Origin of the sequence: Streptomyces sp. NBC_00210 (assembly GCF_045160975.1) — a bacterium.
Lineage (GTDB): Bacteria > Actinomycetota > Actinomycetes > Streptomycetales > Streptomycetaceae > Streptomyces.
The window spans coordinates 1,265,977-1,280,959 of record NZ_CP108120.1; the positions used below are offsets into that span (position 1 = coordinate 1,265,977).

Genomic DNA, 14,983 nt, shown 5'->3' on the forward strand with positions numbered 1-14,983 from the left:
CGCGGTCAGCTCCGCCGGATGGTGAGACGGGCCTCGACGGCCCCGCGGATCCGGTCCAGCTGGTCCTGGACCCGGGTGAGCGGCAGCCGCTCGAGCCGGTACTCGGTGATGCGTCGCTCGCGGCCGCCGAGATTGGCCTTGAACCGCTCCAGCGAAGCCACCCCGCCGGATTCGCCCATCTCGTAGTAGCGGCAGCCGACATCACAGGCCTGCTCGACCGAGCGGAGCTGCAGGAGCTGGTTCACACGCAGCGGACCCGCCGTCCGCATGTCGCTGAAGCCGCGCCAGTAGACGCAGACCGATCCGTACAGCAGAACGATCGTGCCGGCCACCGGTTCCCCGTCGAGGGTGGCGACCAGGATTCGGCAGACACCCGGGAGGGAAGCGGCAACCGCCTGAAATTTGGCGAGCGGCTCCGCACGCTTGCCACGGTTTCGGACGACGGCCGGGGGCAGATGCCGTTCCCGCGCGCGCCGTTCGAGCCAACGCAAGTAGAGCTCGTAGAAGGCGGCCACCAGCTCGGGCGAGTGGCCGCTGTCGATGACCAGGCCGGCCCGCTCGGCCTTGCGTTCCGCGGAACGCAGGCGAGCTCGCGTGTTCCTGGACCATCGCTTCGTCCACAAGACGTCCATGCCGCCGTCGAGGTCAAGCACATGGATGGTCCGCGGGACGGAGACGACCCCCGGCGCCGGGCCCGGCCACGCTTCTGCTGTGGTGAAGGCAGGGCGGAGGCTGGTGCGCAGTGCCCCGTCGGAGAGAAGGTCGGCGAGAACCATGTCGACTTCGTGAGGGTGCACTCCGCCAGGCGCCAGAATGCCGCCCGTTCCCCATCCTGGAGGGAAGGACGACTGCACCGCGAGCCCGCCGGGCCGGGCCGGCCGGCGAACCATGGGCAGGACGAGCTGCCGGCCCTCACCGTTCAGGTAGAGCCGGCTGGCGTCCTGCCATCCGCCGACGGTGCAGATGCAGTCCAGCCATTCGGGCATGTGGAATGCCATGGCCCCCGGGTCGGCGGCGAGCACCTGCGCCCAGGTCGCTCGTGGAACCGGGCTCACGGCCTGTACCACCTGGCCACCGATGTGGACGTCCCACTCTCTGGACTCATGTTCCTGTCGGTGGCTCACGGATGGCCTCCTCACGACCCCGCGCACTGCCGCGCGCAGCCGGAGGGACACCAAGGTTCAGTGTTCCGGCGAGCGGCGCGGGAGCGCACGGAGCGTTGGCTCAGGTCTCCTGCTACCACGATCCATTGTCCGAGCGCCCGCAGAGCCACGCAACGCGACGCGAGCGCCGCGGCCTCAGCAACACCCGGCCCCGCGGAGCCGAACGGATCAGCCTGCAGCCACGAACGGCGCAACCAGCTGCCGGCGGCGCCTCTCGTCGGCTTCACGTGCCCTGCCCGCGTCCCGCGGCCCAGCGGTTCACCGTGAGGGATCCGTCCAGGCCTGCGCCCGCCAGAGCGAGCCTGGCCAGCCGGGCAGGCATCCCGCTGCGGCCGGACTCCGGTACCGCGAGCAGTGCCGTCATGGCTCTGTCGTCGGGAGCCAGGCGCGGCGGTCGGCAGGCTGGGCAGTGACCGGGCCGGTGGCCCAGCAACCGCCCGACGGCTTCGGCGAGCCCGGCCTGGCAGGGCCGCCGAAGAACCTCAATCCCCGCTGCTCGCACAGCCCGGTCGGCGTTGCTCGGTGCATAACCGGCTTGCGCCGATCTCAGCATCGGGATGTCCGTGAAGCTGTCGCCGACAGCGAGCGCCGGCCGCGCTCCAGGGGCGCCGAGCAGATCCATCAGGCCGTGCAGCCCCGAAGCCTTGTCGACACCCTCGGGCACAAAATCGGTCTGCATGTCTCCCTGGACCACGTAGAACCGATCGGCGATCCCCGGCCGGGCCATGAGACCGCGGACTGTGCTCATGTCCAGTGCCCTACGGCGGGCGCCTGTCCCCCGGTACGCCCGTACGCACCACCGGTACAGCGGGTCCACGGTCACCGACGGCACAGCGGACAGCAGGGCGGTCAGGGCGCCGTCCTGTTCGGCCACGAGACCGGCCGAGCGGCCCGTCGCCGCGTCGTACGCCACGGCCCCGTACTCAGCGACCCCTCCGGACAGACCGTAGGCCCGGCACCGGTCCCGTACCTCGGGGAGGGAGCGTCCGGTAGCGAGCAACACCCGGTATCCATGGGCGCGAAGCGCACGGAGGGCGAGCATCCCGGCCGGTGTGGAGACCGGGAAACCCGACAGGCTCGTCTCCAGCACGCCGTCCACGTCCAGGACGCACCACGGCCCGTCGGCCCCGGTACCCACATCCTGGAGGAAGAGACCTGCGAGGTACTGCTGCACAGCCCGGGACTGGGCCCGCCGCGCATCGGCCTCGGTCATACCGATGTCGACACCCGCGTGTGCGAGTCTCTCCGCGTTCCAGCCGTGCGTCACCTTGTACAGACACCACCGAGAGGGCGGGACACGGCTCCCGGTCAGTTTCTCGTAGCGGGCCAGCAGCCGGTCCTCGTCGTCGGGCAGCGACAGCGCCGCGCCTGCCAGGTCGTACGCCGCGTCGTAGGCGGCCAGGTCCAGGTGGCTGAAGTGTCCTTCGTGGAAGTCGACCTTGATCCATCCGCCGGCGCCTTCCCGCCAGTGCCCGTAGGAGGTCCGGCCGTCCACGAGACAGGGCGCCGGCGAGCGGAGCAGAGCGCGCAGCAGGGGATCGATCAGAAGCGGGCGGAGCGGGTCGGCCAGCTGTCCGCACCTGTCGGCGAGCACCCGGGCGCCCACCTCCCACACCGGCTGACGTCCCCTGAGGAACGGGCTACGGTCGGCAGCCACGGCCAGGCTCTGCCGACGCTGCATGACGTACTCGACAACCGCGTCCGGCGGCACCCGACCGGTGGGCCCGGCAGCCGCCGTGTCCTCGGGTTCGTCAGCCAGGCGTTCGCGCAGCAGCACCCCGTCGTGGAACCCGTAGACATGAGGAACCACGCTGCCCAGTTGCTCGGCGACTGCGACGGCGTGCCGCCCGAAGTAGCCGGTCCCCGCAGCTTCCGCGACCATCTCCAGTCGCTGCTCACCAGAACCGGTGCGCACACGCGCGCTGAGCGGCACCGCCACCCGGGACCAGCGGGACGGGAGGCCCGGCTCGCCCAGCGACAGCTCCAACACCTCATGGTCCGGCAGCAGTTGCTCCAGGGTGCGGCGCATCGACTCCTCGCGCATACGCGTGCGCACGTGCCAGTCCGCACCGGGGAGCACCACACTGGGGTGACCGGCAATCGGATCCGGAACCGCGCCGCTGCCGAAGACGGCGAACATCATCACGACACGTTCGGCAGGAACCCCCGCCCGGGCGAGCTGTCCGGCGACAGCAGCCAGACTCCCACCCGTGGTCGGCGGGTCGTCGCACAGCAGCACCAGGGCTCGGCTGCGTCCCACCGAGCGGAGAAACTCCGCGTTGCCCCGCAGCGGTGGTTCCCCCGGCCGGATGGTCCTTACCCGTACATGCCGGTATCCCGCTTCGCGCAGGGCGGCTCCGGTCAGCGGAGCAAGGTAACTCCCTGATGTGCGAAGACCCAGAACCAGGAGCTGACGGCCACGTTCGGGATACCTCTGCGCGAAACGTGCGGCGAGTTCCACGACATCGCGGGGGTGCTGGTCGAAGCTGCGGAAGCAGGAAGGAGGCCGCAGCACGCTGCCCTCCAGGAGGGCCGCGATCCGTCGGGGCACCCCGGCCCGGTGGCGGCGAAGCAGCCGTTCCGCACGCACAACGCACTCGGAGGAACCAGCGCCGATACCAGGCTCCGGCTCGGCGATCACAGCGTCTGCGAGCGCATCGGCGAGATCCTCGACCGTCGCCAGCCACGCTCTCAGTTCACGGGCCGCCGGCGACGCGGCGGCGACCGAGAGCAGCCCGCCCACGCCCTGGCGCAGTGCGGCCGCAGCGGATCCGCGCGCGTCGAGCTTCCGCACCACCCGATTGGGCAGCCAAGAGGTCCCTTGCAGATGATCCTGGCCCACCTGAACGATGCCGGCCGCGCTCAGAAAGGCATCCAGCACATCGCCACGGTCCGCCGCAGCCCTCAGCCGGCTGTGCAGTTCCGGCACGGTCGCGTGCAGGTCCGGCACATATGCCTGCGGGTCCGGCGCCCTCTGCCGGGGGCCGGACCCGCTCACAGCCACGACGCCTTGGCCCCGGAAGGTGAGGCCAACGCCTGCCGGAGCACGGAATCAGCACCTGTGAAACCCATCAGGACCTCGACCACTCCTCCCGGGGTGCTCGCGCAACTGCCCGGGAATCGACTGGACGTGCACCAACCGGCCACAGGCGGCAGTGCCTTCTGAGTTTCATGCTAGGGCCGTGCCCTCGCCCCTGCGACCGCTGAGCCCCGGGGTCAGGTACCCGACCCCGGGGCGCGCCTTGGTGAGGCCTTTGGCGGTCAGTGCTGCCAGACCCTCACATAGTCGGTCATCATGTCGGCCGGGGTCACGGTCGGACCGCCGTGCTCGGTGCTGACGCCGTTGTTGAGGATCACGTACATCGGCGACGAGGTGATGCCGGTCGTGATCTGGCCGACCTGCTTGCCGTCGTAGTAGTACGTGACGACTCCGGACTTCCACTCGGCTCCGTACGTGTGCCATCCGGTGAAGTCACCGGGGGCGCAGCCGCCCGGGCCGCCCGACGGGGAGTGGAAGTGGTAGCAGGCCTTGCCGCCGCCGAGACCCTCCATGACATCCATTTCACCGTCTTCCGGCCAGTTCTGTCCGTCTGTCCAGAAGGCGGGCCAGTTGGCGATCACTCCAGGGGACGCCGCAGGGGTGTAGATCCTGGCCTCGAAGGCACCATAGGTGAACTGCGCCTTGCCGTTGCTCTCGACCAGGCCTGAGCGGTAGGCGTAGGTCTTGCCGTCGGATGCGGTGGTCGCCTGCTTCTCGGCCTTGAGGTGCAGCGAGCCGCCGCTGACGCTCACCTGGGACGGGGCGTAGGCGGCCAGCTCGGCGGAGTTGACCGGCTTCGTGGTGCAGGTGGGGCAGCCCAGCCAGTTCGGGTTCCACTTCGAACCGTCGAGGCTCGTGCCGTTGAACTCGTCGCCGAACACCTGGCGCCAGGTGCCCGGGATGCCGATCGGCGCAGCGCTGGTCGTCGACGTCGTCTGGCTGGGGGACGGCGCCGCCGAGGTGGACGTGCTGGGGCTTGAGCTCGGAGTGGGACTGGATGTGGCAGTCGAGGTCGGGGCCGGGCTCGGCGACGCGGTGGCCGAAGGCGTCGAACCGGTCTCCGGCGTGGAGGTGCCGCCGGAGAAGGTCTTCACCGGGGACAGGTTGTGCCACGTGTTGTTGTACTTGTACGCGACGAAGGCGGTGTACGTGCCGGCGGGGAAGGTGCGGCTGCCGGAGGTGAAGGTCGTCTGCGCGGGGCTCAGCGTGGGCGCAGTCGCCCCGGGGAAGTCGTAGTGGGAGCCGCTTGCGGACCGTACGGCGACGGTCAGGGCCTGCACCTTGATCGTACTAGCGGAATGGACCTTCGCGGTCGCCTTCAGCTGACCACTCGACGCCGCCGAAAGGGACAGTGAGTCGACGACCACCCCGGTCGACGGCTGCGACTGGCCGGCCCATGCGGCGCTGCCCGCGGCAACGATGCCGAAGGAAAGCGCTAGGGCGGAAACCTTAGTCCGGGCGGTCAGTTTTCGGCGGTGCTTTGAATTTCTGAGCATGAATGGGTGACCTTTCGCCCCCCGACGGCAATAGGCCTGCCATTGCAACTGCGCAAGAGCGGGCTGAACGGTCATGGACTCTGCGCGAGCAGAATCCGGCACGCAACTGCCGTCCTTGTCCTGACACCCATATCGAGCGATCTACACACCCTCAGGAGTTATGGCGCGGGGCCGAGTTGACGAGACTCAGCGCCTTTTATGTGATATCCGCCATAGCGCATTACATTTCCCCCAAATAGGACGAACGGGGCAGGCGAACTCGCCCTTTGATATCGAAAGCGATGCATCACGACGCCACCGCGGGCCATGGCGCGCCCCCGCGAAAATTGATCACGCAGAAAGGGGCTCGACGCCGGGAATCGGGCCGCTCCGGACCTCCGGTCGCCGCTTGCTCAAGGCGGACATATGATCAAAAAACCTGACGAATAGGCCGACATTGCCGAACAGGATGACGGTGCAGCGCCCCGTGTCCGTGGTGGGAGGAGGCGGTTCTCATTGACCCGGGTCCAGCGCCTGATGGCCGGATACGTCGTACTCGTGATCCCGCCCACCGTCGTCTATCTGACGATGCCCAGCCGACACGACGTCAGCTGGGCCGTGATCGGTCTCCTGAGCGTCTGCGCCATTCTCGTGGGCATCCGGATCAACCGTCCGGCCCACCGTTGGCCATGGCTGGTGCTGGCCGCCGCCAACTTCACCTTCACCGCGGGCGACACGACGTACAACGTGCTCAACACGTTCTTCCACCAACAGAATCCATTTCCGTCGCTGGCCGACGTCTTCTATCTGGCGACCTATCCGCTGTTCGCCATCGGGCTGTTCGGATTCATCCGGTACCGCACCACTGGGCGGGATCTCGCGAGCCTGCTGGACGCGTTGATCCTGACCTCCGGGCTGGCGCTGCTCTCCTGGGTCTTCCTCATCACGCCCAACGCCCAGGCCGCCGACATGACATGGATTCAACGAGCGATCTCGATCGCCTATCCGCTCGGTGACGTACTGATGCTGGCGATGCTCGCGCGGCTGCTCACGCCCGGTGTTCTGCGGGGCCCCGCGATCCAGCTCCTCACCGTGGGCACGATCGGCATCCTCGTCTCCGATGTCCTGTACGGACTGCTGCAGCTCAAGGGGGCCTGGCAGGTCGGCACCCCGATGGACCTGGGCTGGGTGGTGTTCTTCACCGCCTGGGGGCTGGCGGCGCTGCATCCGTCCATGGTGAAACTGACGGAACGGATGCCCGAGCGGCAGCCCGGGATCCACGTCGGGCGGCTCGCCGTACTCGCGCTGGCCTCGTTGATCGCCCCCGCGATGCTCCTGTACGAGTCCCTGCGCGGGAACATCCACGACGCGGCTGTCATCGCGGTGTTCTCCGCCGTTCTCTTCATGCTCGTACTCGGCCGGCTGTCGGGCCTCGTGGCAGTTCACTTGAAGGCCGTGAGCCGCGAACGGGGCCTGCGGGTGGCCGCCGCGTCGCTGGTGGCCGCGGCCAGCGTGAAGGAGATCGCAATTTCGATCCAGGGAGCGTCGGAAGTACTCTTCGGAACGGGGACCCGTCACGAGGCCGTGCTGCTGACCACCGATCCCGGCGAGACCAGGCTCCACACCGTACGCACCAAGTCGCGCGCCTGGAACTGGCACATCAGCTGGACGGACGAGACAGCGAACGCGTGGCTGCCCCGGTTTCTCGCCCGTGAGACTCAGGTCGTACGCGTCGACGACCTCGGAGCGTCCGCGGCGGCCGAGTTGGGGGAGGACCTGCCGAGCGCGCTGCTGTGTCCGCTGTCCCTCAGGGACCGTCCGTCCGGTGACGCGCTGGTCGGCGCTCTCGTCATCACCGGTACGGAGCACAGCCTGGCGGAACGGTGGGGCGCGTTCGAGACCCTGGCCTCACAGGCCGCGCTGGCGGTGGAGCGCGTGGCCCTCGGCCAGGAGGTCAACCGCCGCAACAGCGAGGCGTACTTCCGCACCCTCGTGCACAACGCCTCGGACGTGATCCTGATCCTCGACGACGACAACACCGTCAAATACGCGAGCCCGTCCGCCGAGGGGATGTTCAGCCGCACTCCTCTGAAGGGGGTAGGGCTCACCGAACTCGTCGCGCCCCAGGACAGCGACCGTGCGATGCGCTCCCTGGAGCGGATGCGCGCCGAGGACGACCAGGACAGCCGCGACGACTGGCAAGTCGTCAAGCACGGCGGCGGGCGCATCGATGTGGAGGCCAGATGCAGTAATCTGCGGCACGACCAGACCGTGCACGGACTGGTCCTCACGCTGCGGGACGTCACCGAGCAGCGGCAGTTGGAACGCGAACTTACGCATCGTGCCTTTCACGACTCGCTGACCGGTCTGCCCAACCGGGTGCTCCTGCTGGAGCGGATCGACCGCGCGCTGCTGCGCGGACGCCGGGATTCCACCGTCACCTGCGTACTGTTCGTCGACCTCGACGACTTCAAGGTGGTCAACGACACCAGGGGCCACTCGGTCGGGGACGAACTCCTGATCGCCGTGGCGCGGCGGTTGTCCGGGACGCTGCGGGCCAGTGACACGGCGGCGCGTCTTGGAGGTGACGAGTTCGCCGTACTCATGGAGGGTGGCAAGGACCCTGCGGTCGCGGAGGTGCTCGCCGCACAGATCATCCAGAGCCTCACCCAGCCGTTCCGGCTATCGGGCGGAATGATCAGCCTCTCGGCCAGCGTCGGCATAGCCAGCGCACGCGACAGCGCCAATGCGGAAGACCTCCTGGGCCACGCCGACCTGGCCCTGTACGCGGCGAAGACGGCCGGGAAGCGGCAGTGGCGCCGCTATCAGGCGCGGCTGCACGCCGGAATGCTGGAGCGGCACGAACTCCAGGCAAGCCTCGAGAGCGCGATCGCCGCCGAGTCGTTCCATGTGCGCTATCAGCCCATCGTGGAGATCGCCAGCGGCGATGTCGCCGGCTTCGAAGCGCTGGTCCGCTGGCCGCACGACAGGCGCGGCCTGGTGCCCCCCGGTCAGTTCATCGCACTCGCCGAGGAGACCGGGCACATCATGCCGCTCGGCGCCTGGGTACTGGAGCGCGCCGCCACCCATGTCGCCCACTGGCAACAGGTGGTGCCACGGCCGGACCCGCTGAACATCAACGTGAACGTCTCCGCCCGCCAGTTCCGGGACCCGGGCTTCCTCGACCAGGTGCGCCACGTCCTCGACACGTCCGGCCTGGCGCCCGGTTCGCTGGTGCTGGAGCTGACGGAGACCGTCCTGATGCACCGCGACGATCAGATCCGTTCGGTGATGAGGACGCTGAAGGATCTCGGCGTGGGAATGGCGATCGACGACTTCGGCACCGGCTTCTCGTCGCTCAGTTATCTCCGGGAATTCCCGATCGACATACTCAAGGTCGACAAGTCCTTCATCGACGACGTCGGCGTCGACGACCAGCAAGTCGCTCTGGTCGAGGGCATTGTGCGCATCGCCGACACACTCGGTCTTCAGGTCATAGCCGAAGGTATCGAAGAGGTGGAGCAGCGCGACCGGCTGGCAGCAATGGGCTGCCGGTTCGGACAGGGATACCTCTTCGCCCGACCGATGACAGCGGACCAGGGGGAACAACTCCTGCGCAGCTCCGAGGAACACCGCGCACCACGCCTGGTCAACAGCACCGCCAAGAATTCGCCGATGCGCCGCCGCAGCACGGCCCGGGTGGGCCCGAAACCGTCGTCCGCAGGAGGGGGGACGGTGGAGGAGAGTTCCGCGCGGACGTCACTGGAACCCGGCGGCGCGCGACGCGACCCACGCTGGGGAGAGCTCGAACACCTGCGGCAGTCCAGCCCGATGTGCGATGCGGTCATCGACGAGGTGCGCGGCCGGCACATTCGCTGCGGCGATCACTGGCTGATCGACTTCGCGTCGTGCAACTACCTGGGCTTCGACCTCGAGCCCGAGATCATGGAGGCGGTCGAGCCACAGATACAGGCTTGGGGCACCCACCCCAGCTGGTCGCGGCTGATCGGCAGCCCCCGGCTCTATCCGGAGATCGAGGAACGGCTCACCGAACTGCTCGACGCGCCGGACACCCTGCTCCTGCCGACCATCACCCTCATCCACTCCTCCGTGATCCCGGTGCTCGCGGGGGAGGGACACGTTTTCGTCGAAGCACGAGCACACCGCACGGTCTACGACGGGTGCCTGGTGGCCCGCGGGCAAGGCGCCAAAGTGAAGCGGTTCCACGTCGACCGGCCCGACGAACTCGACGCTCTGCTGCGCGCCGTGCCGGCCGATTCCACCCGGCTGGTGTGCCTGGACGGCGTCGACAGCATGACAGGGAACGTGCCCAACCTGTTGGAGCTGGCGGGCGTCTGCCGGGCGCGGGACGCAGTGCTGTACATCGACGACGCGCACGGCTTCGGGATCGTCGGCGAACGCCGGGCCGACGAGTCCTCCCCGTACGGCGCACGGGGCAACTGCGTCGTCCGTCATCTCGGCGAGACGTACGACGGCATCGTGCTGGTGGGCGGATTCTCCAAGGCGTACTCCTCGCTGCTGGCGTTCCTCGCCCTTCCGACCTGGCTGAAGAATCACCTCAAGGTGGCAGCAGCGCCCTACCTCTACTCCGGCCCCTCCCCCACGGCCTCGCTCGCCACCGCGCTCGCCGGCCTCGACCTCAACGACCGGCGCGGCGACGCCATCCGCGGCGATCTTTACCGCAAGACGATGCGCGTCCTGGACCATTTGGGTGCCCTGGGGGTCTGGACGCCCAACGCGAGCGGGCTGCCCATCATCGAGATCCCCCTCGCCGACGGCGCAGACATGGACGCGGCCGCGACGTTCCTGTGGGACCGCGGGATCTACGTCACGCTGGCGGCCTATCCGCTGGTCCCGCGCGACAAGGTGGGTGTCCGCATCCAGATCACGGCCAAGAACACCGATGACGACATCGGCCGGCTCAACCAGACGCTTACGGCTTTCGCCGAGCGGTTCGAACTGCGGCTGCGGCGCTGAACTCCTGGCTCTCAATGCTCAGTGGTTGTGGCCGCCCGTCTTCGCGTCCCCGTCCGGGTTCGCGCCCGCGCCCGGATCCGCGTCCGCGTCCGGGTTCGCGCCCGCCGGGTGGTGCGGCTCGTAACCCGGAATCGTGCCGTCCGGCTTCGCCACCAGAAACAGCCCAGCCATGCCCATGTCGGAGTGGCTCTGGACATGGCAGTGGTACATCCACGCCCCGGCGCCCACCTGCTCGCCCGCGACGACCTGGAAGCCGAAGGAGTCCGCCGGGCCCGTGATCTTGTTGTCAAGCACGTCGACAAAGTCCTCGACCAGCTGCTCGCCGACGGTGTGATCGACCAGCGCGAGCACAAGAAGATCTACCGGGCGGCCAAGCAGTCCGGCATCGGCACGCCGGGCCAGCACACCGGCTACCGCGATCTGTTCGACGGCACACAGGCCTCGTTCGGCAAGTGGCAGCACGTGGGCGGCGGTTCGTTCGGGCTGGGCCCCGACGGGTCGATGACCAGCGGCACCACCAGAGGCGGCCTCGGCATGCTGTGGTTCCCGCAGCGGCAGTACGGGGACTTCTCGCTGAAGCTGCAGTGGCGCGACGACACGCCGGGCAGCACCAACGCCAACAGCGGTGTCTTCGTGCGCTTCCCGTATGTCCACGACAATCCGGAGGAGCCGCGCCCCGAGTGGGTCGCCATCAAGTACGGCCATGAGGTGCAGGTCCTGGACCGGCCGGACGGCGACATGTACAAGACCGGCTCGGTCTACGGCTTCGACCGGGTCGGACTCGGCGGTGCGGGTGTGACGCCGAAGGGCACCTGGAACGACTACGAGATCCGGGTGGTCGGCCAGCACTACTCGGTCTACCGCAACGGCGTCCTGATCAATGAGTTCGACAATGCGGGCGGCCAGCAGTTCGTACCGCCGCGCGCCGACGACCCGGGCACGGACGGCCGTCGGTACGCGTCGGGCTACATCGGCCTCCAGGTCCATGGCACGACGGATGTGATCTCGTACCGCAATATCCGGGTGAAGGAGCTGTAGTACGAAACCGGGGGCCCGGCGGGGCGTGCTCAGGCGTCGTCGTGCCGGGCCCTGCTCGGCTGGACCCGCTTCGGCTCGCCCGGCATCTTCGGATACTCCGGCGGATACGGCAGATCACCGAGGCCGTGTTCCGCCTCGTCCCGGCGGGCCAGCTCCAGCAGGCTCTCCAGGCTGAAGCGGTGGTCGTCCATGTCCGAGTGGACATCGCCCAGCTCGGCGTACCGGGTGGTCATCGTCTTGATGTCGAAGTCCTGCGGCACCGCGTCGTCGATCTCGTCCCAGCGCAGTGGCGCGGAGACCGGGGCGTGCGGGCGGGGACGTACGGAGTAGGCGGAGGCGATGGTGCGGTCCCGGGCCGTCTGGTTGTAGTCGACGAAGATCCGCTTGCCGCGCTCCTCCTTCCACCACTTGATGGTGACCCGGTCCGGCATGCGGCGCTCCAGCTGCCGGCCGACGGCGATCGCGGCGCGCCGGACCTGGGTGAAGGTCCAGTGCGGTTCGATCGGTACGAAGACATGGATCCCGCGTCCGCCGGATGTCTTGGGCCAGCCGCGCAGCCCTGCCTCGTCCAGGACTGCCCGCAGTTCATGGGCGGCGTGCACGGCGTCCGCGTAGTCCGTACCGGGCTGCGGGTCGAGGTCGATGCGCAGCTCGTCGGGGTGGTCGGTGTCGTCGCGGCGTACGGGCCAGGGGTGGAAGGTGACGGCTCCGAGGTTGGCGGCCCACAGCACGGCGGCGGGTTCCGTCGGGCACATCTCGTCCGCGGACCGGCCGCTGGGAAAGGTGATGTGGGCGGTCGGAATCCAGTCGGGGAGGTATTTGGGGGCGCGTTTCTGGAAGAAGGACTCGCCGGTCACTCCGTCGGGGTAGCGCTCCAGGGTGGTGGGCCGGTTCCGCAGAGCACGGGTGATGCCGTCGCCGACAGCGAGGTAGTAGCGGACCATGTCCAGCTTGGTGTAGCCGCGCTCGGGGAAGTAGACCTTGTCGGGATTGGACACGCGTACGGTTCGCTCGCCCACTTCCAGTTCCATCGCTCCGGCCATGCCCGTCAGCGTAGGCCGTGCCGAGATTCATCGCATATTGGACAATCGGCGTATGGATCTGCCCGTGATGCCGCCCGTGAAGCCCATGCTGGCCAAGCCCGTGAAGAAGATCCCGCCGGGTATGCAGTACGAGGCCAAATGGGACGGCTTCCGGGCGATCGTCCACCGGGACGGCGACGAGCTGGTGATCGGCTCCAGGACCGGCAAGCCGCTCACCCGCTACTTCCCCGAGCTGGCCGCCGATCTGCTGGCCAATCTCCCCGAGCGCTGTGTCGTCGACGGCGAGATCGTCATCGCCCACGAGGGACGGCTGGACTTCGACCGGCTCACCGAGCGCATCCACCCGGCCGAGTCCCGGGTGAGGCTGCTCGCCGAGCAGACCCCCGCGAGCTTTGTCGCCTTCGATCTGCTCGCCATCGGTGACGAGGCTCTGCTGGACGCCCCGCTCTCGGTCAGGCGCACCACGCTGGCCGCCGCACTGGAGAACGCCGCTCCGCCCGTGCACCTCGCGCCCGCCACCACCGACGCCGCGCTGGCGCAGGAGTGGTTCGAGCGGTACGAGGGCGCCGGGCTCGACGGGATCATCGCCAAGCCACTGGACCTGCCCTACCGACCGGACGCCCGGCTGATGTTCAAGATCAAGCACGAACGCACGGCGGACACGGTCGTGGCCGGCTACCGCTTCCACAAGAGCGGCCCCATCGTCGGCTCACTCCTCCTCGGGCTGTACGACGACTCGGGCGCGCTCCAGCACGTCGGCGTCTGCGCCGCGTTCTCGATGAAGCGCCGCGAGGAGCTGATCGAGGAGCTCGAGCCGCTGCTGATGGACCCTCCGGACGGCCACCCCTGGGCGGCGTGGGCCGAGGAGAGCGCCCATGAGAGCGCCCGGCTGCCCGGAGCGCTGAGCCGCTGGACGGGCAAGAAGGACCTGTCGTGGGTGGCGCTGCGGCCGGAGCGGGTGATCGAGGTCGCGTACGACCACATGGAGAGCGACAGATTCCGGCACACGGCGCAGTTCCGCCGCTGGCGGCCGGACCGCGTCCCCGGGGACTGCACCTACGCGCAGCTGGAGGAACCTGTCCGGTATGACCTGGCCGAGGTGTTTTCCGCCCCCGGTCAGTGAGCACGGGCCCCGCCACTCCCCGTGGTCGCTTTTGCGACGAACGATGATCGATTGGGGTGTCTGGTACGCCTTCGCGTATGGTATGTCGGCGGTGCTGCCGGAGGCGGTCGGCCGGGCGGGTCGCGCAGTGGGGGTCGGCTCCTGATCGCGGCTCGAGGGCGGGGAGTTGACGGGATCTCAGCACCTTCGTGGAACTCGACTTGCTTCCGCGTAATGGGAATCAACGGGTGACCCGAAACGGTTGCCGCACAGAGACATCCCCGCCGTCGAATCCGGAAGCGTGTCCGGTACGTATGAAGGGGTGAGCCGCCGACCTCCGGCGCTCGACAGAGAAGAAGAAGGACTACACGTGACCGCGTCGCCCCTCATTCCGGTACCGATCCCCGATCGCGTCGCCGCGCTGATCGGTTCCTGCATGCCGATCGACATTCTGCAGGCGGAGATCGACGCCGAGTGCGCGGCACGCGAGGTGAACCGGTTCCGTGCCCCGCTGTGCACCGAGGACCGGGCCGACCGTGAGCACGCCCTTTCCACGCTGGCAATGGCCAACAAGATCCTGGCCGCCTACAACCCGCGACTGATCATCAAGCCGTCGCGCGCCCACTGACCCGGGATCCGCTCGGCCCCGGCCCGGGAGCCCTGGTCATTCCAGGAAGACCCCGTCCACATAGACCCATGCGCCGTTCTGGCGCTCGAAGCGGCTGCGCTCGTGCAGCGCGCCGCGCTTTCCGTGGTGCCGGAAGCGGGCCCGGAAGGTGACCGTGCCGGAGGAGTGGAAAGGGCTGCCGTCCGTGGTGTCCAGGATCTCCAGCCGCGTCCAGTGCATTCCCGGGTCGAGTTCGAGGTGCCGCGGCCTGGTGGAGGGGTGCCAGGTACGCAGCAGATACGCCTCGTTCCCGGCGACGAAGGCGCTGTAGCGGGAGCGCATCAGCAGCTCGGCGGTGGGGGCGGCCGACTCGCCCGAGTGGTAGCGGCCGCAGCACTCGCCATAGGCGGCGGCCAGCCCGCACGGGCAGGGCGAGGTGTCGGAGAGGGCGGGGGCCTTGCCGCGGGAGCGGGAGCTGCGTCGGGACATGGTTCCATTTTCCAGCCATTGAACGAAT

9 protein-coding genes and 2 pseudogenes are annotated in these 14,983 nt (G+C 68.7%); 5 read left to right on the forward strand and 6 right to left on the reverse strand.

Annotated features, from left to right (window positions below; genetic code table 11):
* Nucleotides 1-5: 5 nt before the first annotated feature.
* The 3 genes from OG729_RS05715 to OG729_RS05725 form a co-directional block, all read right to left on the reverse strand.
* The gene (locus tag OG729_RS05715) at nucleotides 6-1,124 is read right to left on the reverse strand and encodes a GNAT family N-acetyltransferase (protein WP_405804693.1); all 1,119 of its coding nucleotides are present in this window, start codon (nucleotides 1,122-1,124) and stop codon (nucleotides 6-8) included.
* 262 nt (nucleotides 1,125-1,386) lie between these two features.
* Nucleotides 1,387-4,161 (reverse strand): HAD family hydrolase, encoded by a 2,775-nt coding sequence (locus tag OG729_RS05720; RefSeq protein ID WP_405804694.1) that lies wholly within the window; start codon nucleotides 4,159-4,161, stop codon nucleotides 1,387-1,389.
* 263 nt (nucleotides 4,162-4,424) lie between these two features.
* The gene (locus OG729_RS05725; protein ID WP_405804695.1) at nucleotides 4,425-5,084 is read right to left on the reverse strand and encodes a family 16 glycosylhydrolase; all 660 of its coding nucleotides are present in this window, start codon (nucleotides 5,082-5,084) and stop codon (nucleotides 4,425-4,427) included.
* A gap of 19 nt (nucleotides 5,085-5,103) precedes the next feature.
* On the opposite strand from OG729_RS05725, the gene OG729_RS05730 reads away from it, so the two are divergent.
* Both OG729_RS05730 and OG729_RS05735 read left to right on the forward strand, forming a co-directional pair.
* On the forward strand, nucleotides 5,104-5,439 hold the full coding sequence (locus OG729_RS05730; protein WP_405804697.1) for a hypothetical protein: 336 nt from the start codon (nucleotides 5,104-5,106) through the stop codon (nucleotides 5,437-5,439).
* A gap of 755 nt (nucleotides 5,440-6,194) precedes the next feature.
* Complete coding sequence (locus OG729_RS05735) at nucleotides 6,195-10,676, forward strand: aminotransferase class I/II-fold pyridoxal phosphate-dependent enzyme (RefSeq protein ID WP_405804699.1); 4,482 nt, start codon at nucleotides 6,195-6,197, stop codon at nucleotides 10,674-10,676.
* Between the two features lie 18 nt (nucleotides 10,677-10,694).
* On the opposite strand, the pseudogene OG729_RS05740 reads toward OG729_RS05735, so the two are convergent.
* Nucleotides 10,695-10,970 (reverse strand): annotated as a pseudogene (locus tag OG729_RS05740) (multicopper oxidase domain-containing protein); the annotation flags it as partial.
* Between OG729_RS05740 and OG729_RS05745 the strand changes: the two are divergent.
* Nucleotides 10,956-11,714 (forward strand): annotated as a pseudogene (locus tag OG729_RS05745) (DUF1080 domain-containing protein); the annotation flags it as partial. The pseudogenes OG729_RS05740 and OG729_RS05745 overlap by 15 nt on opposite strands.
* 29 nt (nucleotides 11,715-11,743) lie before the next feature.
* On the opposite strand, the gene ligD reads toward OG729_RS05745, so the two are convergent.
* Entirely contained in the window at nucleotides 11,744-12,757 is a 1,014-nt protein-coding gene (gene ligD, locus OG729_RS05750) for a non-homologous end-joining DNA ligase (protein ID WP_360882765.1), read from the reverse strand.
* 52 nt (nucleotides 12,758-12,809) lie between these two features.
* Between ligD and OG729_RS05755 the strand changes: the two genes are divergently transcribed.
* Complete coding sequence (locus tag OG729_RS05755; protein ID WP_405804700.1) at nucleotides 12,810-13,880, forward strand: ATP-dependent DNA ligase; 1,071 nt, start codon at nucleotides 12,810-12,812, stop codon at nucleotides 13,878-13,880.
* Nucleotides 13,881-14,229: 349 nt separating this feature from the next.
* Nucleotides 14,230-14,487, forward strand: coding sequence for a hypothetical protein (locus OG729_RS05760; RefSeq protein WP_360882759.1), 258 nt, complete (start codon nucleotides 14,230-14,232; stop codon nucleotides 14,485-14,487).
* Between the two features lie 36 nt (nucleotides 14,488-14,523).
* Here the strand turns inward: OG729_RS05760 and OG729_RS05765 are convergent, their stop codons facing one another.
* Nucleotides 14,524-14,955: a YchJ family protein gene (locus tag OG729_RS05765; RefSeq protein ID WP_405804702.1), complete on the reverse strand. Its 432-nt coding sequence runs from the start codon at nucleotides 14,953-14,955 to the stop codon at nucleotides 14,524-14,526.
* Between the last annotated feature and the right edge of the window lie 28 nt (nucleotides 14,956-14,983).